Source organism: Micromonospora sp. NPDC005220 (genome assembly GCF_040607895.1).
Lineage (GTDB): Bacteria > Actinomycetota > Actinomycetes > Mycobacteriales > Micromonosporaceae > Micromonospora.
The window spans coordinates 39,363-61,658 of record NZ_JBEXHP010000005.1; the positions used below are offsets into that span (position 1 = coordinate 39,363).

Here is a 22,296-nt window from a genome sequence, read left to right on the forward strand (position 1 = left end):
GTCACTCCTAGAGCTCGCGCACGCGGATGTTGCGGAACTCGGTCAGGTCGTTGTCGCCGTGGTTCTGCAGGCCGATGAAGCCGCGCAGGAACTGCCGCAGGTCGGTCGGCGGGTCGCCGGCTCGGGACGACTGCTTGCCCGGCGTGTTGTCGAACTCGTTGATCACCACGCCGTTGCGGATCATCGTGTAGTGCTGCCCGACCACGCGGATCTCGTAGTCGTTCCACTCGTTCTTCGGGGTAACGCCGGCCTGGGCGAGCGGCACCGGGTCGAAGTTGTAGACCGATCCGGTCTTCTGCGGCTCACCTGTGTCACCGTCGTAGATTTGGATCTCGTGTCCGCAGTAGATCGCCATCCAGGCGGTCGAGGTCCGGGCCGACCCGATGGTGCCGCAGCTGCCCGGTGGCCGCTGCTCCAGCGGGACCCGCAGGTCCGGGAAGCGGATGAAGACGCCGGTGTTGGCCCGGTTGGTGCCCGGTGCGATGTCCTTGAACTGCACCTTCAGCGAGAAGTCGCCCAACTCCTTGGTGTGCCAGAGCATGCCCAGGCCACCGCTGGAGCGCAGCGCCCCGTCGGGTTGGATGGCCCACGACCCGGTCGGCGCCTGCTGCCAACCGCGCAGGGACTCCGCGGTGCCGTCGTAGAGCGGCTCGTACCCGGTGCGACCGTCCCGGCCGATGTCGGACGCGGCGGCCAGGCGGGTGAGGGTGCCCGACTCGCGGCTGCTGAGCAGGCCGTCGTCCTGCAACGCGCGGGTCACCGCGCTGACGTGCCGGACGAAACCGTTGTGGTCGGCCCAGGTGCTCTCGTCGTCGATCAGGTCGTTGGCCGTGCAGCCCTGCCCGACCGTACGGCTGGGCACCCCGGTGTCGGTGTCGCCGAGCCACACCGTCGGCCGGTCGTCGGGCACCGCGCAGCCCACCGTCACAGTGGTCTGCACCGTCGCCGTCTCCCCGTCGGCGTACGTGACGGTGAGCTTCGCGGTGTAGGTGCCGACCTTGGCGTACACGTGCCGGGGGTTCGCCTCGGTCGACGTGGCGCCGTCGCCGAACTCCCATCGGTGGCTGACGCCGCCGGAGCGGGAGCCGGTGAAGGCGATGGTCAGCGGCTTGTTCTGCACGGCGACCGAGGTCGCCGCCGGTGCCGGGGTGGGCGCCCCGCCGGTGTAGCTGATCCGGATCAGCTTCTGGTTCGCGTGCAGGCTGAAGAACCCGCCGCCGTAGTCGAGCAGGTAGAGCGCGCCGTCCGGGCCGAACTTGGCGTCCATCCAGCTCTGCAACCGGGTGTCGCCGTTGCCACCGGGGATGATGGCCCGCAGCGACTCGGCGTACACCGGTGGGGCGGCCTGCGGCACGCCGGCCGGGTCGACGGTGACCGCGATCCGGTTGGACGCGTTCGACTGGTCGCCGATCAGCCACTTGCCGTCCCAGTGCTCCGGCCACGCCACGCCACTGGTGGTGTCGACGAGGCTGCGGTGGTAGGTCGGGCCGGACATGATGGCCTGGCCGCCGCCGCGCAGGTACGGCTGGGTGTAGGTGGCGTCGGCCGCCACGTAGGTCGGCAGGCCGCTGCCGTCGGTCCGCTTCGGGAACACCGGGCCGCCGCCGTCCGGCGCGTACCAGATCATGTTGTCCCGGGCGGCGGGGATGTCCACCAGTCCGGTGTTGCGCGGCGACTCGTTCTTCAGGTTGTCGCAGTCGTACCAGCCGGTCAGCACGCTGGCGTCGGTGTTGCTGCGGTCCCGGTACGGCTGGCGGTTACCCATGCAGTACGGCCAGCCCTGGTTGCCGGCCGAGGTGATGATGGTGGCCGTCTCGTACTTCGCCGGCCCGAGGGTGGGGCTGGGCGAGGAGGCGTCCGGGCCGACCCAGCCGGCGGTCAGCCACTGGTGCACCGGGTCGATCTGGAGCCGGGCGATGTTGCGCACGCCCATCACGTAGATCTCCGGTCGGGTCTTCTCGGTGCCCGGCGGGAACAGGTTGCCCTCGGGGATGGTGTACGTGCCGTCCGGCTCCGGGTGAATCCGGATGATCTTGCCGGCGAGGTCGTTGGTGTTACCCGACGTGCGGCGGGCGTCCTGGAACGAGATCCCCTGGTACTCCTGGGTCCAGTTGTTGCCGGCGTAGCCCTGCGACCCCTCCGAGGAGTTGTTGTCGCCGGAGCCCACGTAGAGGTTGCCCTTGGCGTCGAACGCCATGCCGCCACCGGCGTGGCAGCAGCTGTGGATCTGCACCGGGAACTGCAACAGGTCCTTGCGGGTGGCCTGGTCGATGGTCTGGGTGGCCCGGTCGTAGGTGAACCGCGAGACGGTCCGCTGACCGACCCGCTTCACCCGGTCGACCGACTCGTGCGGCATCCAGTAGACGTAGAGCCACCCGTTGTCGGCGAACGCGGGATCGGGCACGATGCCGAGCAGGCCCTCCTCGTTCTTCACCAACTCGGAGCCGCTGCCCCGGTTGCCCATCACCTCCAGGGTGGTGAGCAGTTTGACCCGCTTGGTAGCCGGATCCCAGGAGTGGATGGTGCCGCAGCCCAGGCCGACCTTAGGGTTGTTCCAGTCCGCGATCGGGCCGCTCGGGCAGGCCGCCTTGCCGACGTAGAAGACCGTGCCGTCCGGCGCGATGGTGAGCCCGTGCGGCTCGCCGATCTGGTCCAGCTGCCCGGTCTGGTTCGCGGCGGTGAGTCGCTCCACCTTGTAGTTCGCGGCGATGGTGGCCTGGCAGTCGCCGCGTACCCGACCGGTGGTCCAGTTGAGGGCGCCGGCGAGGTGGGTACGGAACGCCTCCTCACCGTAGCTGCCCTCGGTGTGGCCCATGCCGGTGTAGAACGACCGGCCGCCGTCGTAGTCCCGGCACCAGGACACCGGGTGGAAGGCGCCGTTGGCGGCCGCCCCCGGGTTGTAGTGCCGCTCCTCGACCTGGGCGAGGGTGTGCACGGTGCCGATCGGGTTCGGGTCCCAGTTTTCCCAGCGGTCGGACCGGGTGATGGTCATCGGCAGCGATGCCGTGGCCGGGTGCGTGCGGTCCAGGATGTTCACCACCGCGCGGTTCACCGCGGGCGGCTCGGGTGCGGTGGTGCTGCCGGTGAAGAGGCGCAGGTCGGCGAGTTGGACCAGCGGCTCACCGCTGTTCGCTGTGACGTTGAGCCGGTAGCGGGTGAACTCCTGCGGCGTGGCGATGTCGAACCGGCGGGTCTGGAACCGGTCCGGGAAGGTCTGCCCGGTGCGGCGGTCCAGGTCGGTCCAGCTCTGACCGTCGGTGGAGCCCTGCAGGGTCCAGTCCTTCGGGTCCCGACCGGCCGAGTCGTTCGCCGACGTGAGCGCGTACCCGGTGACCCGCTTGGGCGCGGCCAACTCGTACGCCACCCAACCGGTCGGGGTGCGGACCAGCCACTTCGTGTTGGCGTCGCCGTCGGTCAGCTTCTCCTTGGTCTCGTTGGGCGGGTTCTCGCCGCTGGCGGTCACCCGGGCCACCGGCTCGGCGACCGGGATGGCGCCGGCCGGGCGGGTGCCGATCAGCCCGGTGAACCAGGTGGAGTCGACCTGGGCGCGGGCGGCGTCGGCGATGCCGACGAAACCGCCGCCGGCCTTGACGTAGCTCTGTAGCGCCGACTCCTGGTCGCGGTTCAGCGCGGCGCCCGTCGCGGAGAGAAAGACCACGCTGCGGTACGCGGACAGCCCGGCCACGGTGAAGGCACCCGGGTCGGTGGTGGCCGTGACATCGATGTCATGACCGGCACCAAGCTGTTTGATGGTGTCCACCGCGCGCGAAACCGGGTCCTGCTGCTCGGCCACCGGGCCGTGGAACACCAGGACCGCGGTCTTCTGCGGTTGCGCCGCCTGGGGGGCGGCCGCCGTTCGTGGTGCGGCCGCGGCCGCCGTCGTCGCCGGGATCAGTGTCGCGAAGGCCGCTACCGCGGCGAGGGTTCGTCGTAAGTTTCTGGTCATCCCCGTCCCCACTTTCGGTTGGGTCAGCTTCCGTGCGTGTGGGTGTGGCCCTGGAACCGGTGGATCGCCTCCTCGGCGCCCGGCGGCATGCTGCCGTCGGCGTTGCGCACCAGGAAGATCCCGGCCATGCCGCCGTCGGAGTGCGACTGCACGTGGCAGTGGTACATCCACGCGCCCGGTCCGACGCCCTCCCCGGCCAGCACCTGGAAGCCGAACGAGCTGCCCGGGTTGAGGTCCTTGTTGTCGACCACCAGGCTCGGGTCGCTCGGTCCCTCCAGCATCCCGGTGCGGTTGTCCGCCCAGCGGTGCGCGTGCAGATGGAAGGTGTGGAACAGGTTGCCGTGGCCGATGGCGATCCACTCGACGCGTTCGCCCAGGTTCGCCTCGAACATCGGGGTCGCCGGGGCCATCTTGTTGTTGATCATCATGTCGTGGAACACGGCCGTGAACTGCTTCGACGGCAGGATGTCTCCCCGCCGCCGGACGATCAGCGCGCCGTACAGTCCCTTCGCGACACCGCCGGTGCCGTGGTCGGTGCCCATCGCGTGATCGTGGTAGTGCCAGTAACCGGCGCTGCCCGGCATGTACCGCCGGCCCGCCGCGGCCACCATCTCGTGCGAGCGCCAGACGTACGTCCGGGTCTCACCGGGGTTGTTGAACGAGGCGTTGAACGGGCTGCCGTCGGACTCGGTGCTGTAGTCCACCCCGTGCGGGTGGATGGAGAGCCGCTGGGTGGTGGTGTTGACCAGGGTGATCTCCAGGGTGTCACCCTCGTACATCTCCAGGATCGGGCCCGGAACGGTGGCCTGGCCGGGTGCCAGGCCGTACCCGAACAGGTTGCCGGGCAGCTGCTCGGCGTAGATGGTGATCTTCTTGGTGACACCGGCGGCGGCCCGGGCGGGGGTGCCGCCGAACGCGGTGCCGATGGTTGGGGCGGACGCGCCCAACGCCCCGGCGGCCAGCGCACCGGTGGCGATCAGCGATCTGCGGGACAGGTGGCGGTGAGGACCACCAGCGTGATCGTCCATGGGTCTCCGTTTCCGACCGGGCGAAGACGCGACGAAGGCAGGGTGCATCGACCGCCGAGCACGGGCGGTGGCACGACTGAGGGTGAGGCTCGTCGCGTACTTTGCTCGGAAGACTCAGAACTTTCGATGGATGAGAGCAACTTATGTAATCCATCGACGAAAGTACAGTTCTGATTGCAAAAAGATTACCTTGACATCACGACGTCCGTCGATTGACATAGACCTGACACACAAGCAGACGCCGGGCTGCCGTCGATGCGGCAACCCGGCGGTCAGGCGTACGGGAGCTGTGGGTCAGAGGTTGTGGCGATCGTCCGCCGGCAGGCCGGGGGCGGCCGGCGGCGCGGGCGACTGGTCGGGCTGACCGAGCTGGGCGACATGGGTCGGGTCGAGGACCCGGGAGAGGAACGCGCGGGTGCGTTCGTGCTTCGGCGCGCCGAGCACCTCCTGCGGCGGCCCCTGCTCGACCACCACGCCACCATCCATGAACACCACCCGGTCGGCGACGTCGCGGGCGAACGCCATCTCGTGGGTGACCACCATCATCGTCATGCCGTCCTCGGCCAGCTTGCGCATGACGGTGAGCACGTCGCCGACGAGTTCCGGGTCGAGCGCCGAGGTCGGCTCGTCGAAGAGCATCAGCTTCGGCTCCATCGACAGCGACCGGGCGATCGCCGCTCGCTGCTGCTGCCCACCGGAGAGCTGCGCCGGGAAGGCGTCGGCCTTGTCGGTCAGCCCGACGCGCTCCAGGTTGGCCCGCGCGATCCGCTCGGCCTCGGCCCGACCTCGCCGCAGCACCCGGCGCTGGGCGATGGTGAGGTTGTTCAGGACGGTCAGGTGCGGAAACAGGTTGAACGACTGGAAGACCATGCCGATGCCGCGGCGAACCGCGTCGATCTCGACGTCCGGGTCGGTCATCTCGACCCCGTTCACCCAGATCTTGCCGGCGGTCGGCTCCTCCAGCAGGTCGACGCAGCGCAGCAGGGTCGACTTGCCCGAGCCGGACGGGCCGATCACGCAGACCACCTCGCCCTGGCCGACCTCGAAGTCGATGCCCTTGAGCACCTCGAGCGGCCCGAAGGACTTGTGCAGGTCGCGGATCTCCACGGCGGGGCGGGGAGGGGTGGTCGTCATCGGGGTCACCGAGCCTTGGCGTAGCGGAGTTCGAGGCGTCGTACCACCTGCGACAGCGGCAGGGTGATCACCAGGTAGGCGAGGCCGGCCACCAGCAGCGGGGTCGCGTTCACCCGGTCGTTGAGCATGTCCCGACCGAACTTGGTGATCTCGATGGTCTGCGCCGTCACGCCCAGCACGTAGGCCAGCGACGAGTCCTTGGTGAGCAGGATCAGCTCGTTCGTCAGCGGTGGGATCACGATCCGGAACGCCTGCGGAATGACGATCGTGCGCATGGCGGTGAAGTGCGACATGCCGAGGGTCCGCGCCGCCTCCATCTGCCCCTTCGGCACGGCCTGGATGCCGGCCCGGATGGTCTCCGCCATGTACGCCGCGGCGGTCAACCCGAGGCCGATCGCGATCGACCCGAACACCCCGCCCGGAATCTCGCGCTCCGGAAAGGCGATCGGAATGCCGTACCCGACGAGGAAGAGCACCAGCAGCGCGGGCAGACCCCGGAACAGCTCGATGTACGCCGTCGCCACCCAGCGGTACGGCGCCACCCGGGACAGCCGCATCAGCGCCAGGATGGTGCCGAACACCAGGCCGAAGGCGAACGCGCCCAGCGTGTAGAGGATGGTGTTGCGCAGCGCGACAGTGATGATGGTCGGGAACATCGACTTGATGATGTCGACGCGGAAGAACGCGTCGGCCAGCCTGTCCCAGTCCGCGGCGACGAGCACCGTGGCGATGATGGCGATGAAGACCAGGTACTGGAGCCCGAGGGACAGCCGCTCCCGCTGGCGGCGTCGCAGCTTCACGTTCGCTCGTTGCCTTCCCGGAGGTTACTGACACGGAGGGCGCGCGGGACGCGCGCCCTCCGGTACTGCGCGGTGCTCAGGCGCTCGGCCGCTACGCGGCTCAGGCGCTGGGCTGCTTGCCGATCCACTTCTCGTAGATCGTGTTGTAGGTGCCGTCCTGCTTGGCCTTGGCCAGCACCTCGTTGATCTTCTTGAGCAGCTCCGGGTTGGCGTCCTTCTTCACCGGGAAGCCGTACTGCTCGCCGGTGTCGAACTCGGCGGCCACCTCGAACCCACCCGGGTTCTTCTTCAGGTACTCGGTCCAGACCGGCAGGTCGTTGATGGCGGCCTCGACCTGGCCGTTGGCGACGGCCTGCTGAAGGGCGGCGAGGTCCTCGAACTCGACCAGCTTCAGGCCCTTTTCCGCCTCGAGCTTCTTGGCGTAGTCACGACCCGTGGTGGCCGCCTGGACGCCGAGCTTCTTGCCCTTGAGGTCGTCCAGCGACTTGTACGTCTTGCCGGTCTTCACCAGCAACGCCTGAGTGGCGTCGAAGTAGGGATCGGAGAAGTCGATCACCTTCCGCCGCTCCTCGGTGATCGTCATGCCGGCGGCGGCCGCGTCGCACTTGCCGGTGTTCAGGTCCTGGCCGGACTTGATCCCCTCGAACGGGGTGTCGATGATCGTCTGCTCGACGCCGAGCTCCTTGGCGACCAGGTCCATGATCTCGACGTCGAAGCCGGTGACCTTGCCGCTGGCGTCCTTGGACTGGAACGGCGGGTACGGCAGGTGGGTGCAGACGGTCAGCTTGCCCGCCGCGACCAGCTTGACGCCGCTCGCCTGAACCTCACTGTCGTCCTTCTTCGCGCATCCCGCGCTCAGCGCGAGGGCGGCGACGGCCACGACGAGGCCGGCCTGACGGACGGCGCTTGGGAACCTCACGGCTGTGCCCCTCCGATTCGGCTTCCATTGCACTGAAAGCCAATCTGGTTCATAGACTTTGCGATAAGCGACCGTACCCGATCCGGCCGTCGCCCCCAGATCACGCTGCGGCCGCTCAGCCGACCCGGCAGACCGAACCCCGCCGGCAAACCGGACACCTGTGCAGCAAAGCCCCTCAGCCGCCGGTTCCCTCGGCCGCCCCGTCCGGGGTGAGCGCCCCTCCGTCCGGGTCTGTGTCCAGGAACACGTGTTGGTGGCCCTGGCCGGCGTCGACGCTGATCTGGTCGAGCTGGGTCGCCGCGACCGACCAGATCGTGGCGGCCTCGGCCGCCTGCCGCGCGGTGACATCCAGCATCGCCGCACGCTGCGCCGCCGGAACGCCGGCGGCCAGGGCGTAGGCGTCGACGGCCAGCGACGCCTGCTGAACCGCTCCGCGCAACCCGCCGCGGGCCACGTTGGTGGCGGTGGTCCCCGACGGCGGGTCGGCGAACGGCTCGGCCGCCTGGCGCATGACCTGCTGCCACTGGCGCGCCTTCGCCGGGTCCGGCGCCCGTCCGGCGGTCGTCTCCGTCTTGATGGCGGCCAGCACCGGGGCGACCTGGTCGCGCACACGGCGGGCCGTCTCGATCAACTCCGCGATCTGCTGGGCGTCCCGCTTCGCCTCTGCCTGCTTGATGCTCGCGATGGTCGCCTCGGTGGCGTCCGGACGGCCCACCTGGTAGCCGACCAACCCACCCAGCAACGCGGTGACCAGTGCGATCACGCCCGCGACGGCCGCGTACCGGACGGTGCGGCGATGCCGCACGTCGGCCTTGTCCAGCAGGTAGGAGGGCCGACCGGTACGGCGCGCCATCGCATCTCCTCACATCGATGGTGTGGGGCCAAAGATTAGCCGCCCCCGTGCGGTCCGTCGATAGCGACGACTTTGACACACGCCGCTAGATCGGGTAACCCCACTCGGCCAGCGGCTTCTCCAGTACCCGTTCGATCGCGGCGAGTTGCGCCGGGCTGAGTTCGTCCCGGTACGCCTCCGCCCGTCCCGCCGTGAAGTTGTACCGGGAGAAGCCCTCCTCGAAGGCGGTCGACCAGCTCAGACCGAGGAAATCGAGCATCCGTCCGACCTGTTCGCGCGGCTGCTCGACCAGGTCCTCGTAGCGCACGTCCAGCCACTGGTCGGCCGGGTGACGCAGCCGAGCCTGGGCGAAGGCGTCCATCAGCATCTTCCAGCCCAGCGCGGCGAGCACCTGGAAGGACCGACCGGACTCGGCCCACTCCTCCCGCAGGTCGGACGGGAGCGGGCCGTAGATCCAGTTGTCCGGCCCACGCCACCCGTCCCACCAGCCCATCTGGAGCCACGAGTTGGCCACCGCCCGGCCGTCGCGCACCACGTTGACCACCCGCAGCTCCGGGTACGCCGCGTGCAGCAGGCCGGTGCGCGGCCACCCGGTGACGTGCTGCACCAACTGCTGGCAGCCCTGCCGTGCGATCCGCTCGTCGAAGAAGGCCCGCAGCCGTCGGGCCACGAACGGCGTCAGGTCCTCGGCCACCAGGTCCCGGCACGGTCGGGAGAAGCCGGCCAGCACCTGCCGGTCGAGCAGGTGGTACGCCTCCGACGGTGCCACCCGGAAGCGGCCCCGCTCCAGCAACCGTCGACTGTGTCGCAGCGAGGTCATCCCCACCGGGCGCGGCGCCGAGCGCCGGTAGAGCGTCCCGTTGAACCGGCCCTTGAGATTGAGCCGGGCCAGTTTGTCGTCCAGGCCGGAGACGAAGCCGACCGCGGGATGCCGGGAGAGCAACTCCTGGACCAGTGTCGAACCGCAGCGACCGGTGCCCACCACCAGTGAGAGCATCGTTCAGCCTTCCTGCCGGGTGGCGGGTGATGGGGAGACGGCCGGGTCCGCGGCGACGCGGGCGGCGGGAGGGGTGGCCGCCGGGCGGCGCAACGGGTAACCGAACCGGCGCAGGGCCACCGCGGTCAGCCCGGTCACCACGGCGTACGCGCGGATTGGGAGGCCGGTCACCCACTCGGTGTCGGCGACCACGTCGACCAGCCCGGTGCGGTGCCGCGACGGATTGCCGGCCACCGAGTGGGTGGGCGCGAGTCGCACCGTGGTTGGCGTCGGAAACGGAAGCTCGTCCGGGGTCGCGCCGACGAACCGGGCGATCCGGGCGGTGGCGCCGGCCGGGTCGGCCACGAAGTCCTCGTACCGCACCCGCAGGTAGCGGTCATCGCGGCTCCCCCACAGTCGTACCGTCGCGGTGTTCCAGACCAACCAGAGCAGCGCGGCCTTGCCGACGGGTGGTCGGCTCATCAGCCGATCGTCGGCGCCACCGTCCAGTGGGCGTCGCCGTCGCCAGGAGTACGCGGTCGCGCGCGGGTCGCGCACCACGTGCAGGACGTACAGGTCGATGCCGGGCAGGCTGCCGAGCAGGGCGCCGTACGGCGGCAGCTTGGACGAGTCGACGATGACGCCGCCCTCGCTGAGGGCGTGTGCGGCGATCGAGGCGTAGAGCCGGGCCAGCTGCGTGTCGTCGGGGTGGCCCGACACCGGCGGTTGCCCGCGACGGTGGCGGCGCAGCAGTGCGGGCAGCCCCCGCAGCCGCAGCCGCTGGGCCAACCGGGCGGCGATCCCGGCCGGGTCGGCGTCGGTCAGGTCGGCGCGCACCCGGGCCCAGAGTGGGCAGTCGGCGACCGGGGAACCGCAGCCGCAGGGCCGGTTCTCCAGGATGCCGCGCCGCCACAGGTAGCGCAGCTCGCCCGCCGCGAAGAAGCCCGGCATCTGTCCCAAAACCGTGGTGACGAGGGTGCTGCCGCTGCGACCGCTGCCGGCGAGGTAGAGCACCCGCACTCGGCTCACCGGGCCGCTCCCCCACCGGCTGCGGCACGCCGCCGCGACGGCAGCGCCTCGGCGGCCTCCGTGTACAGCCCACGGATTCGGTCCAGGTGCCGGTCCGGAGCGAACTGAGCGGCGATCTTCGCCCGACCGGCCCGGCCCATCCGGTGCGCCCGCTCGGGGTCGGCCAGGATGTCGCTCAGCGCGTCGCCGAGGGCGGTGGGCGCATCGGCGGCGACGATGCGGCCGTCCACCTCCGGCTCGATCAGCTCGGGCAGCCCACCCAGGTCGGTGGCGACCACCGGCACACCGCAGGCGAACGCCTCCAGCACCACCATCGGTTGGTTCTCGTGCCACCGGGACGGGACGGCGACCACCGCCGCCGAGCGGATCAGCTGGTGCAGGCGTGGCTTGTCGAGACGGCCGTGGAACCGGACCCGGCCGGGCACCCGCCGCGCCGCGAGCGCCTCCAGCTCCGGGCGGGCCGGGCCGTCTCCGGCGATGTCCACGTCGACCCCGGCCGGCAGCGCGGCGGCCGCCTCGATCAGCACGTCGACGCCCTTCTCCGGGGCCAGCCGGCCGGCAAAGACGACACCGCCGCCGGGCGTCTGCTTGGACGCGACGCCGGTCAGGTCGACGAAGTGGTTGACCACCCGCAACCGGTCCGGGTAGACGCCCGCGCGGCGCATCACGTCGGCCAGGAACCCGCTCGGGCTGACGAAGAGCTGCACCGGGTCGTACGCGTCGAGCTGACGGTGCAACCAGGACTCGACAGCGAGCAGCCCACTGCGCGACAGCGATCCGTCCTTGCAGCGGCGACGGGCCGCCTGCAACGGGCCACCGGTGACGCACGCCTGGCAGGGGCGACCCCGGTCGAGAAGTTGGTAGCTCGGGCAGGCGAGCTTGTAGTCGTGCATGGTCAGCACGCACGGCACACCGGCGGCGCGGGCCGCGGCGAGCACCGACGGGGAGAGCTGGTGGTAGATGTTGTGCAGGTGCAGCACGTCCGGCCGGAAATCGTCGATCACGCGGGCCAGGCCGCGGCGGCTGGTCGGTGACCACAGCATCCGGCCGACGGCCACCGCGCGGGGTCGCACCCCGCGCGGCGCGGGCTCCAACTCCACTTCGGAGGGAAACCGCGCGGCGTACGGCAGTGGCGACTCGTTCTCCGGGTGGCTCATGCCGAAGTAGCCGACCGTGTCGCCCGCAGCCCGTTGCAGGTCGGCGAGATCGAGCAGATACCCCTCGGCGCCGCCACGGCGGTAGAGGAACTTGTTCACATGCAGCACGCGCATCGACTCGCCCTGCTCACGTCGATCGGGCGAACCGGGCCCGGGGGTGATGACTGGGGTCTGCCCGCCCCGGCCAGGGCCCACGGTATGCAGAGCGGCTCGGCGAGTCCAGCTCACGTTTGGCATGTGGCTGAACGGGTGATCTTCGTCTGCCCGTGCGGTCCGCAGCCTGGCCTCTCGCCATGATCTCCGGATAGCCTGGCTGCCGCCGGTCGCACCCGCTCTCCGTCGGGGCGGGCCGGTGCCCGACGAGGAGGACCGTGGCAGCCGACGACGAGGTCTCCGCGCTCGCGTACACCGCGCGGCGGGTCCGGCGGCATCTGCGCTGGGCGCGTACCGAGGGGATCGGACGACTGGTCGAGGAGGACCAGCTCAACCCGGTCGACCGGATCCGCACGGCCCTGGCGAAGCGACGCTGGCGACGGCGGTCCGGCCGGACGCCCGGCTCGGCGATGCCGGTCTACCTGGTCGGTCTGCAACGCTCCGGCACGAACATGCTGGTCCGGGGCCTGGACGCCGCCCCCGAGGTCGAGGTACGCAACGAGAACGACGGCACCCTCTTCCACCGCTTCCAACTCCGCCCGGACCCGGTGCTGACCGCCACCATCCAGCGCAGCCGGCACGCGTACGTCCTGGTCAAGCCGCTCTGCGAGAGCCACCGCGTGGACGAGCTGCTGGCCCTGCCGGGGCTGCCGCCCGGGCGCGCGCTCTGGGTCTACCGCGATGTCGACGACCGGGCCCGCTCCGAGGTCGCCAAGTTCGGTGACGCCAACCTGCGGGCCCTGCGGGCGATCGCCGACGGCACCATCGGTCGACGGTGGCAGGGGCAGCGCCTCGACGCCGACGCCGTCGAACTGATCCGGGCGCACGACCCGCAGCGGTTGGATCCGCACAGCGGCGCGGCGCTGTTCTGGTACGTCCGCAACTCGCTGGTCTTCCAGCTCGGCCTGGACCAGCGGGCCGACGTGCTGCTCTGCCGCTACGACAGCCTGGTCGCGGAGCCCGCGGCCCAGCTCCGACGGCTCTGCGCCTTCCTCGACTTCCCCTATCATCCCCGGCTGCACGCGCACATCGCGCCGCGCGGGTCGCACGGCGCGGCGGGCCACCGGCGGCTACCGATCGACTCGCGCGTGCGGGCTCGCTGCGACGAGCTGACCGACCGACTCGACCGCGCCGCGGCCGACGCCCGATCCGAGACCACGAAGGCGGTCGACAGTGGCTGAGACCGGAACCCGTACCGCGCCGATCTTCCTGGTCGGGTGCCAACGGTCGGGCACCACGATGGTGCGCCTCGTGCTGGACTCGCACTCGCGGATCAGCTGCGGCCCGGAGACCCGGTTCCTGCCGGACCTGCGACGGATCGTCGGCCGGGACTGGGAACGGCTGGCCCGCTTCGGTTTTCCGCGCGAGGACTGGCTGCGCCGGATCCGGGACTTCTTCGGCGGCGTGCACGCCGACTACGCCGCCGCGCGGGGCAAGGCCCGGTGGGCCGACAAGACCCCGCTGTACGCGATGTCGCTCGACTTCGTCACCGAGGTCTTCCCGGACGCCCAGATCGTGCACCTCATCCGGGACGGGCGCGACGTGGTGGTCTCGCACCGCAAACGGTTCGGCTACTGGTCGGCGGTGAAGTGCGTGGTGAAGTGGCCGCGCTACATCCGCACCGCGCGGGCGGTCGGCGCCACCCTGCCGGCGGACCGCTACTACGAGCTGCGCTACGAGCAGGCGGTCAGCGAGCCGGAGAAGACGATGCGCGGCCTCTTCGAGTTCCTCGGTGAGCCGTGGGAGGACGGCATCCTCGACTACGACAGCAAGCAGCACGACGTGGCGCAGAAGTACACCACCGAGGCGGAGCGACGGCGGGCCGCGGCGAGCGTCACCGCGCCGATCTACGGTTCCCGGGTGGGCAGCTACCGCCGCGAGCTGGACCCGTTCCTGCGCCTGCTGGTCTGGGTCTTCTCCGGTCCGACCCTGCGCGCGCTGGGCTACCGGTGAACCGCCCGGTCCGGCTGCGGGCGGTCGCCGCCGTCGTCGCCGTCGCGCTCCTGCTCACCGCCGGCTGCACCGCCCGCGACGACGACCCGCCGCCGGCCGCCACCCCCTCGGCGACGACGACTCCCGGGCCCACCAGCACCGTCGACGGGGTGAGCAACCCGTTCGGCGCGCACTGGGACTGGTCGCGGTACCAGCAGTTCGGGCCGTACCTGCGCCGGCTCGCCGGTTCGGCGACGTACGAGGAGATCTCCTGGTGTGAGATCGAACGGACCCCGGGCCAGACGGACTGGGCCGGGTTGGACGAGATCGCCTCGCGCAGCCGGGACCTGGGCATCACCCTGCACCTGAAGATCCGCACCGGCGTGTGCTGGGCGACCGGTGGCACCGCCCGCTACACCCGGGGCGCGGCGAACAAGACCGAGTCGGCGATGCCCACCGACCTCGGCGCGTACCAGCGGTTCGTCCGCTCGGTGGTGCAACGCTACGGCCCCTACGGGGTGCGGGAGTACGCCATCGAGAACGAGGTCAACGCGCCGAGCTACTGGGCCGGCAGCCCCGAGGACTACGCACGGCTGGTCCGGGCCGCCGCCGAGACGATCCGCGCGACCGACCCGAAGGCGCGGGTGGTCGACTCCGGCATCAGCAGCGTCGCGTACGGCATGGGTGTCGCCGACCGGCTGGTGCGCGCCGATCGGGTGCCCGAGGCCCTCGCCGCCTACCGGGCGTACTTCCAGCGCCGGGTCGGCACCCGGGGGCAGCAGATCCCGGCGGTGACCGGGGAGGCGCAGCTGCGCCGCGCGCTCGGCACCGAGACCAACAGCCGTAGCCTGCGCTTCCTGGCCGTGACCGAGTCGCTGCTGACCGACCGCACCGTCGACATCCGGCAGGTGCACTTCTACGAGCACTTCAGCGGGGTGGCGCCGCTGCTGGACTACCTCCGCGCGACCACACCGCCGGGTACGCCCATCCAGGCGTGGGAGGTCGGGCAGTTCTGGCGCGACGGCGACGGCGACCCGGCCAGCCGGGCGGCAGAGATGGTCAAGACCGTCACCCTGCTGGCCGCCGGCGGGATCGGCGAGATCAGCTGGCTGCCGTTGGCGTACAACCCGAACAACGCCGCCGGGAGCGAGGTCCGCTACGGCCTGCTCGACCCGGACGGCACCGAACGCGAGGCCGGCCGGATGATGGCGGCCCTGGCCGACGCGGCCCGGGACGCCACCGTCACCCCGTTGCCCGCCTCGGTGGCCGGCAGGCTGAACGGGGTCGCGTTCGTCCGCGGTGGGCAGAGCACGCTGGTGCTCTGGTCGGCGTCGAGCACGCCGGTGACCGTGCCGGCGGCGCCGGGCGGGCGGGCCGGGGCGGTGGGCTCCCCGCTGGGCGCGGCCGGCGGCGGCACCACAGTCACCGACGTCCCCGTGCTGCTCCGCGCCGACCAGCCGGTGGACCGGATCCTCGCCACGGTGCGCTAACGGGCGGCTCGTGGTACCCCGAGGACGACCGGCCGACCTCGACACACCGACGGAGGCGGGGCAGCAGAACCATGGCAGCCATCGACCGCAGTATGGGGCGGGTGACGATGAGCGCCTCACCGCTGCGTCGCGCCCGTCCCCGTCCTGCGCCATCAGCTTCCGAGCATCACATCTTGCCATTGAAGATAGCCTCTTTGGCAGCGCGGGCGAGGGTGGCTTGGGTGCATGCGCGGACTCCGAGGCGGTTCATGTGGAAGATCACGTGTAACGCGATGATCCCGCGGATTCCTCGTGTGAGCTTGCCTGACCTGCGGAGGGTGTGCAGTGCTGTCCCGGTGTCTTCGAAGGCGCTCAGCCACTCGCTGGCGATGCCACCCGCTCGTAGTGCGCCGAGCAACAGGTGGCGGACGTCGGCGGTGAGATCGGTCCACGCTCGAAGGTCCTGGGCGGGTGCTGGGCTTTCCAACGCGCTGCGCTGCTCGGCGATCTTGGCCCAGACATCGCCTTGCTCGTTGATGTCGAGGCCGGCCGCGCGCATAAGCGCAGTACACAGTATGAGTGCGTGTTCCCGCCGGTCGTCGGGGTCGTCGCTGAGGTAGTCCAGGAGGTGGCTGCTGTCGTGGTGGAACAGGGCGTGGGCCGCGCTCATGCTGGCGGATCCACCGAAGGCATGGACTTCCGGTTCGTAGATGTCGGTGGTCCAGTTCACGGTGTCGGTGAGCAGTAGGTGCACCGGGTCGTTGGTGGATACGGCGGGGAGGTAGCGGATCCGCCACGGGCCTTTGCGGATGAACCACCACGAGGTGATGAAGCCCTCAGCTTCGGCGGCGGGTAGCACGTGGGTGAGGTGTTCGACGGCTTGCCTTTCCCGTTGCCTGGGGTCTGGGCCCGGGTAGGCGACGTTCACCTGCTTCCAGGAGTTCTGTTCCATGAATGCCGTCCTGTCGATGTTGGCGGTTTAGCAGAGGAGCAGGCAGGCGTCCCATGAGGTCTTCGTGGTTCCGGTCGCGGCCAGGGCGGCGCCGGGTGTCCCGTCGAGGAAGCCTGCGGGTTCGTCGGTCTCCTCTGGCGCCTGCTGGTGGAGATGCTTCAGTGGCGCGAGAGATATGGGTGTCAGGGCGTCGGCGGCGATACGGCGGGCGGTCGTAAGGAGGCCGCCGGTTCCGTGGCACAGGCTGCGGTCGGTGAGTTGACCGATCTGGGTCGGGTCGTTCAAGCAGGCGACGATCGCGCACTCGGCGAGGTGTCGACGTGTGGTATCGCCGAGGGCAAGCGCGGTGAGTTGCTGGGCACGAGCGATACCCGGGGTGCCGTAACACCAGGATGGCCGGAGCGGTCTGCGTTGGCTTGGGTCGCCGCGGCGGAGGTCGTCGAGTGTGATGGTCTGGGGCCACCATGGGCCGGTGCTGGTGTGGCGTTGCCAGGTGTCGAGCCACTGGCAGATGTGATTGATTGCCTGGGTGTGTCCGTCGACGGTGATGCCGTCGAGGAGGGTGAGCGCTAGGAGTGCGAGTGGGCCGGTGATTCCGTGGGCGATGCCGTGGTTGCTGTGGCCTCCGGTGGGTCCTGGCTCGGTGCGGTTGGGGCCGTGTGGGCACCACCAGCCGGGGAGTGCGCCGATGGGTTCGGTGAGTCGTACGAGGTAGGTCAGTACCTCGCGGAGGAGGTCGAGGTCCCCGATGCGACGAAGGACGACGCCGAGGCCGGTGAGGCCGCGGATGAGGTCAAATTCGGCGTACTCGGGCTGTTGGCGTTGGTCAATTCGGCGGTGCGCGGTGTGCAGCCGGCGGCGGGCCACCGTGGCGGTTCCAGCTGCGGCGATGGCTTGGGCCCGGGTGAGCGCGGGCCGGTCGGAGGCGGCGAGGACGAATGCGAGTGCGGGTACGCCGTAGTAAAGGCTGGCGTTGTCGGTGGCGCTGACGCCGTCGGCGGTTGCCTGCTGGAGCGCGGCGTATGCCGCGTTCCACCGCCCGGTTTCGAGATGCCAGAGAGCATTGCCCACCGCCCCGTCCGCGAGTGACTGCCCTGCGGTCATGGCGCACCGCAGATGAGGGTGGTATGGGCGACGGCGCGGGCGAGGCGCAGACAGTGCCGTTCGGAAGCAAGGTCGACGCCGATCATGCGGGCATGGTGCAGGTGGAGCAGGTCGGCCAGCACCCGGTCCGGGTCGAGGCCATCTCGGTCGACGAGCGCCCGGTAGGCCGTCAGCGCCGTGGTGAGCGCCGCTGTCAGCTCGTCGCCTCGGTGGGTTCGACGGGCCTGGTTGAGCTGGGTGGGATCCAGGCGTGGGCCACTGCGGTGCGGAACATGTTCGGTTATCCAGCGTGGGCCGTCGCCAGCGAAGCCGTGGGCGATGGTGATCATGTTGCTGGCGGTGGTGGCGTGCCGGTCGCCGATCAGTTTCGTAACGACGGCACGGGAGTCGGCGGCGAATACGGCTTCGGCTGCGGCGAGGGTGGGCCCGGTGCCGTGGCGTGTCTCGGGTCGGTAGGTGGCCAGGCTGTAGTCAGCCAGCAGGCCCTGCCCGTCGAGCCGCTCCGCCCACGCGGCAACGTCGCGGGCAACGTTGGCGAACCGGTCGGCGTCGCGCAGTGGGATACGCAGCCGCAGATGTGGTTCTGGATCGGGGTAGCGCAGGAACCACCAGCCAGCCGGCAACACCTCTAGGCGTTTCGACAGGTCGGCGAGGATGTGCTCGGTTCGGCCGGTGAGACGGACGTCCAGCCAGAGCGAGTGGCCGGGGCGGTGCTGCACGGTGCTGGCGGGCCGCGCCGGTCGAGGAGGCAGCTCGTCCTGCGGTGGGGTGCGGGTCAGCGTGAGTAGGAGTTCGGCGGGTCTGCCGTCGATCCAGCCGGCACGTCCCGGCGCCTCGGTGAGTGTGGCGCGTCTGTGCCGGTCGAGGTGGCTACGCAGCAGCGCCAGGTGGGCGGTGTCGTCCAGGTCGAGGTGTAGCCGTGCGTCACCGCTGCCAAGGAGTACGTCTGCGAGTAGCCGGTGGTGTTCACGGTGGCGCTGCCAGGCCGCCCGCCACTGATGCCACGTCGCACTACGCCCGGGTAGTGCTGCTGCGGTGATGATCCAGCGGGCCGGGTGCAGGATGGACCGGCCTCGTCGTACGCGTGGCAGGAACGGCAAGCTGTGGCAGCGGCCCCAGTCGAACGGGACGCACGGCGCCGTCCACGCGATGGGGATCTCCGTCAGGAACCGGATGAGCGGCTGCTGGAGCGTCGGTAACAGCAGGCAGTTGAGCAGCATGGGCTCGACCGGCCGGCCTGTCGTACGCGACATGAGCCAGAGCCGCTGACCGTCACCTGTGACGGCCAGGTCCGCGAGCGTCCATCGCGGGTCGGGGTGGAAGTCGCCGACCGGCAGGACGGGCAGCAGCTCCGGGGCACGGGCGAGAGCGGCCAGCCGGCTGCCCAGTGGAGGACCGGAGATCTGTACCGCGTCCGCGCCCGGCAGGGCCGTCGGCAGGTGCGTGTAGACGTCCGAGAACAGCGCGAGCTCGGACGGTGTGAGCAGGTGCAGAAATCGGCCCGCTGCGGCGCCTGCGTGGCGGGCGCCGCTGACGACCGTGAGCGTGAAGTCGCCACGGTCGAGGTCCCGGAGCGTAGCTGCGGCAAGGGTGAACTGAAGTTCGGTGTGCGGGACCGGAGGCCGATCGTCGTCGCCACACAGTTGGTCGACGAGCTTGGCGTCGAGCATCACCTCGGCACAGTTCTGCAGGGCCGCGCGCTGGGCGAGTTCCCCGAGGAGGACGTCGCGTCTCGTCGGCTCCGTCGGGCCGCGGCGCAGCGAGCCGCGGTAATCGGCGGGGAAGCCCAGGACGCTTGTGACGTCGCGCAGCGGTACGGCCGCGCCTGGTCCCCAGCGTTCGATGAACGCGGAGTGATAGGCAGCCCAGCCCGGTAAGCGCGGTGCCACACGGACGAGCGCCGCCGCGGCCTCGCATGCCTCGCGGACCACGGCCGGTGGCAGCGTTACGGAGCAGTCGACGCGTAGGTCAACCTGGACACGCTCGCCGGGGCCAGGCAGGTCGATGTGCTGACTGAGGTAGGCAACTGGATCGGTCACCGTTACTGGTGGGCGGACCTCGGACACGAAGACGCCTGCGGCAACGAGTGCGGCAAGGAGCCGCTCGGCGCCGTCCGGCAGGTTTGTGTCGGTCCGCTCGACCATCCGGGCCGTCAAGTCGGCGAACGCGATTGGTGAGCTGGCGAGCTGCACCGCCAGTCGTATCGGGTCGGTGAGGTCGATTTCCACGTCGCTGACCCGGTCACCGTCGCTGTGGCCGCAGGGCACCACCCACGTACCGCCGCGCGGATAACCGATCGGGTTCGTGACGACCCTGACCGAGCGGAGCAGGTGCAGGTTCCGTTCCGCCTGGGCTGTGTGCTCGGCGATGAACCGACCATCGGGGCACCTCACCTCCCGGTGCTCGGCACCCCAGCGGACTGCCGCACGCGGGCCAAGCTGCACGGGAGCGACTCCGGCGAATCGACCGAACGGCGTCGCGCGCGTCGTCCACCTCAGGAGGTACCGGAGCGTCGCCTCCACCACGCGGCGCAGCCTCGGCCCGGTCACGGCTTCGTCGGCGAGTACGCGGGCGATCTGGCGGGCCATCTGTGGCGCCGCGTGGGTAACGGCAGCGGCGAAGCCTGGTAGCGCCCAGGCCCGCTGTAGCCAGTCCCGCCATTGCTCTGGCTGCCCGACGGCCAGGTCGGGCCACGTCGGCAGCGTCAGATCGGAAGGGTAGGACGCCGCCCTGATCAGGGCAGCACCCGTCGCTTGCAACATCGCGCGCTCCTGGAACCGGCGGGGCAAAGGAGGGATGTGAGGGTGGGGCCCGACCTCGTGAGGTCGGACCCCACCGCGCGTCGTCGCTGTTACTTGCCGGTGCAGGCGCTCGACCCGGTGTTACCCGAGCCGCACCCGTCGTCGGTGGCAGTCGCGTACGCGCTCAACGCCGGCCCAGCATCAACCAGCCGGAGGTTGAGCTCGCCCTCCACGTGTTCCTGGCCGACCTCGTACTCGTCGAACTCCATCAGGACTCCCTTCCCTCAGTGGTGAAGGCCAGGACGATGCGGCTGTGCCGCTTGTCCACGGCCGTCCCGGCCGGCAAGTCGCCGTCGGGGGTCTGCGCGGGCACGACGTGCAGCGCCGGCGCGGGACAGCCGGCGCTCACCCAAGCCCGCATGTGCTCGACCATTCGCCCCGCTGCCGCAGCCGCCGCGAAGGTGTCAGGCCCGTGGGCGTACGCGCCCAAATCGAACGCGCCGCCGGTCCACCGCAGCTCCGACCGGTAGGCGAACGTGCCATCGTCGTGCAGGACAGCAGGAGTCCCGAACCGCCACGACGGCGCGACGACGCCGGACGAGATGGCGGCGTCCTGTGCGGTCAGCACCACGAACTCCTGTCCTGCGGCGGCGATGCGGGTCGCGAGCCACAGGTCCAAGTCCGCCAGCAGGGTGGGAGGCGGCAGGCTTACTCCGGCCCATGCCTCCTGCCGGGGCGTCTCGAGCAGGCCGCCGAGGCCCTGCGAGGGAATCAGCTGGCCCTCATCGAGGCGTAGGTGGACGCCGTCGGCCACGTCGACGTACTGCACGTCGTACGCCCCGTCGCCCTGCACCGGCACGAACCCGCACTGCCGCTCACTCACGCTGACCAGGCCGACACCGGAACGGCGGAGCGCCCACGATCGAGTCATGCCGAACGTGCGCAGCGGCACCACGAGGACGCCGTGGTCGGTGAGCTGCTCGCACCATGCCGGCGGGATGTCCCATGCTCCAGCGGTGACGATGATCAGGTCGTACCGGCGGCCGGGCTCTACAGGATGTTCGGCGTCGGCGCACACGACCTTGACGTCGTCGTAGCCTGCCGCCTTGAGACACGCGACTGCTCGGTCCGTCACGTCTGGGTCGATGTCCACCGTGGTCACGGAACCGGCCGCGCCGACGAGCTCCCGCAGCAGCGAGGCGTTGTAGCCACCGCTACCGATCTCCAGCACGTGACGGCCGCGGAGGCCGCCCAACGCGTCGGCCGCCTGGCCGAGCATCTCCGCGATGAGGAAGGGCGCCGACACCGAGCTGATGTTCTCCTCACCGCGCCGCTTCGTGATGACCGCCCTGTTCTCGTATGCCTCCTGCAGGGGAAGGCCCGGCGTGAACAGCTCGCGAGGTACCGTCCGCATCGCCGCCTCCACCTCAGGCCGTAACGTCAAGCCCTTGTCGGCATGATCAGCGGCCAACTGATCGACCATCGCCTGGCGCAAGCTTTCGCTGATCATCGTTTCGACGCTCATGAACGTCCTCTCCGACGTATTCGAGCCGCTACGGCTCGCGGCGGCTTCACGCTTGCAACGAACATCTGGGGCGGGTGCACGCCAGCCAGTCGCGCTTGCACCCGACGGCCGAGGCGGTGAGGCCCCGTGGAACCCGCAGTGATCACAGATTCCAACGTGATTACTCCGTGCGCTCAGACTCCCCCAGCGTGCAGCTGCTGGGAATGCCGATTTGCGGTCCGACCTTGTGTGCCGACCTTCGGTCCGACGTGACGCTGAACTGTGTAAACCTTCGCGAGAGTTCGCCTACCGCTCGTCTCAGTGCCGGGCCGAGCGCAAGCGCGTACGCGTCGGGGGCAGTTGGCCTTCCGCGTGGCTATGGAGGTGTTGCCAGATACGCGTCTACTGAAATTGGCGACATCTTGCACTCGCTTGCAAGCCGAGCCCAGCCGCCGACACCGCAGAGGTAGTCGGCGATGCGAGGCGCCGTCGAATGACCCTGACGGCTCGCGTGGACCGTTTTTCCCAGGTTCGGGCCGGGTGAAGTCGGCGCGGCTGACGACCTGGTAGGCGGGCTGTCGGCCGCCCCCGCCGAGGCG

17 protein-coding genes are annotated in these 22,296 nt (G+C 70.3%); 3 read left to right on the forward strand and 14 right to left on the reverse strand.

What is annotated here, in order from left to right; translation table 11 throughout:
• Positions 1–7 precede the first annotated feature (7 nt).
• The 9 genes from ABZU52_RS03685 to ABZU52_RS03725 form a co-directional block, all read right to left on the reverse strand.
• Positions 8–3,946: a ThuA domain-containing protein gene (locus ABZU52_RS03685; RefSeq protein ID WP_354969537.1), complete on the reverse strand. Its 3,939-nt coding sequence runs from the start codon at positions 3,944–3,946 to the stop codon at positions 8–10.
• A gap of 23 nt (positions 3,947–3,969) precedes the next feature.
• Positions 3,970–4,974, reverse strand: coding sequence for a multicopper oxidase domain-containing protein (locus ABZU52_RS03690; protein WP_354969538.1), 1,005 nt, complete (start codon positions 4,972–4,974; stop codon positions 3,970–3,972).
• A gap of 294 nt (positions 4,975–5,268) precedes the next feature.
• Positions 5,269–6,108 (reverse strand): amino acid ABC transporter ATP-binding protein, encoded by an 840-nt coding sequence (locus ABZU52_RS03695; protein ID WP_354969539.1) that lies wholly within the window; start codon positions 6,106–6,108, stop codon positions 5,269–5,271.
• Between the two features lie 5 nt (positions 6,109–6,113).
• Positions 6,114–6,908 (reverse strand): amino acid ABC transporter permease, encoded by a 795-nt coding sequence (locus ABZU52_RS03700; RefSeq protein ID WP_091406922.1) that lies wholly within the window; start codon positions 6,906–6,908, stop codon positions 6,114–6,116.
• 100 nt (positions 6,909–7,008) lie between these two features.
• Positions 7,009–7,827 carry a basic amino acid ABC transporter substrate-binding protein gene (locus tag ABZU52_RS03705; protein WP_354969540.1) on the reverse strand — a complete coding sequence of 273 codons (819 nt, stop codon included), beginning with the start codon at positions 7,825–7,827 and terminating at the stop codon, positions 7,009–7,011.
• Between the two features lie 175 nt (positions 7,828–8,002).
• Positions 8,003–8,680: a hypothetical protein gene (locus ABZU52_RS03710; protein WP_354969541.1), complete on the reverse strand. Its 678-nt coding sequence runs from the start codon at positions 8,678–8,680 to the stop codon at positions 8,003–8,005.
• Positions 8,681–8,765: 85 nt separating this feature from the next.
• Complete coding sequence (locus ABZU52_RS03715) at positions 8,766–9,677, reverse strand: sulfotransferase (protein WP_354969542.1); 912 nt, start codon at positions 9,675–9,677, stop codon at positions 8,766–8,768.
• A gap of 3 nt (positions 9,678–9,680) precedes the next feature.
• A complete protein-coding gene (locus ABZU52_RS03720) occupies positions 9,681–10,685 on the reverse strand; it encodes a sulfotransferase (protein WP_354969543.1) in 1,005 nt (334 codons plus the stop codon).
• Positions 10,682–11,956 carry a glycosyltransferase gene (locus ABZU52_RS03725; protein ID WP_354969544.1) on the reverse strand — a complete coding sequence of 425 codons (1,275 nt, stop codon included), beginning with the start codon at positions 11,954–11,956 and terminating at the stop codon, positions 10,682–10,684. The genes ABZU52_RS03720 and ABZU52_RS03725 overlap by 4 nt, the downstream gene beginning before the upstream one ends.
• A gap of 257 nt (positions 11,957–12,213) precedes the next feature.
• Between ABZU52_RS03725 and ABZU52_RS03730 the strand changes: the two genes are divergently transcribed.
• From ABZU52_RS03730 to ABZU52_RS03740, 3 genes are read left to right on the forward strand one after another with little or no spacing between them, the layout of a single operon-like run.
• Positions 12,214–13,176: a hypothetical protein gene (locus ABZU52_RS03730; RefSeq protein WP_354969545.1), complete on the forward strand. Its 963-nt coding sequence runs from the start codon at positions 12,214–12,216 to the stop codon at positions 13,174–13,176.
• The gene (locus ABZU52_RS03735; protein ID WP_354969546.1) at positions 13,169–13,948 is read left to right on the forward strand and encodes a sulfotransferase; all 780 of its coding nucleotides are present in this window, start codon (positions 13,169–13,171) and stop codon (positions 13,946–13,948) included. Before ABZU52_RS03730 ends, ABZU52_RS03735 begins: the two co-directional genes overlap by 8 nt.
• Positions 13,945–15,417, forward strand: a complete 1,473-nt coding sequence (locus ABZU52_RS03740) for a hypothetical protein (protein ID WP_354969547.1) — start codon at positions 13,945–13,947, stop codon at positions 15,415–15,417. Before ABZU52_RS03735 ends, ABZU52_RS03740 begins: the two co-directional genes overlap by 4 nt.
• Positions 15,418–15,583: 166 nt before the next feature.
• Here ABZU52_RS03740 and ABZU52_RS03745 read toward each other — a convergent pair whose 3' ends face one another.
• The 5 genes from ABZU52_RS03745 to fxlM form a co-directional block, all read right to left on the reverse strand.
• On the reverse strand, positions 15,584–16,348 hold the full coding sequence (locus ABZU52_RS03745; protein WP_354969548.1) for a thiopeptide-type bacteriocin biosynthesis protein: 765 nt from the start codon (positions 16,346–16,348) through the stop codon (positions 15,584–15,586).
• A 27-nt stretch (positions 16,349–16,375) separates the two neighbouring features.
• Positions 16,376–17,452: a lanthionine synthetase C family protein gene (locus tag ABZU52_RS03750; protein WP_354969549.1), complete on the reverse strand. Its 1,077-nt coding sequence runs from the start codon at positions 17,450–17,452 to the stop codon at positions 16,376–16,378.
• Complete coding sequence (locus ABZU52_RS03755) at positions 17,449–20,214, reverse strand: lantibiotic dehydratase (protein ID WP_354969550.1); 2,766 nt, start codon at positions 20,212–20,214, stop codon at positions 17,449–17,451. Before ABZU52_RS03755 ends, ABZU52_RS03750 begins: the two co-directional genes overlap by 4 nt.
• Before the next feature lie 89 nt (positions 20,215–20,303).
• Positions 20,304–20,462 carry an FxLD family lanthipeptide gene (locus ABZU52_RS03760; RefSeq protein ID WP_354969551.1) on the reverse strand — a complete coding sequence of 53 codons (159 nt, stop codon included), beginning with the start codon at positions 20,460–20,462 and terminating at the stop codon, positions 20,304–20,306.
• Complete coding sequence (gene fxlM / locus ABZU52_RS03765) at positions 20,462–21,718, reverse strand: methyltransferase, FxLD system (RefSeq protein ID WP_354969552.1); 1,257 nt, start codon at positions 21,716–21,718, stop codon at positions 20,462–20,464. The genes ABZU52_RS03760 and fxlM overlap by 1 nt, the downstream gene beginning before the upstream one ends.
• Between the last annotated feature and the right edge of the window lie 578 nt (positions 21,719–22,296).